We start from the raw sequence: 213 nt of genomic DNA, 5'->3' as shown, positions 1-213 counted from the left end.
GTCCTTTCGCGTTAGCGGGACGGAGTCCTTTGCCGTGGGAACGCAGCAGCTCCAAAAGGGCTTCGGCCCGTTGGCGTTCTGCCTCAGCGCGCTGTTGTTCCAGAGCAGCCTTTTCTTCGCCGGTGGGCAAAACCTGCCCCTCCCGATCACACCAGCGTAGCCATTCGGTATTCACGACCTCAAAGGATCGCTGCCAGAGGGTTAAGCCCAGCC

Source organism: Synechococcus sp. R3-13 (genome assembly GCF_047462195.1).
In the GTDB taxonomy this organism is placed as follows: domain Bacteria; phylum Cyanobacteriota; class Cyanobacteriia; order Thermostichales; family Thermostichaceae; genus Thermostichus.
The sequence above is the reverse complement of the archived record's forward strand: the minus strand, read 5'-3'. Positions refer to the sequence as shown.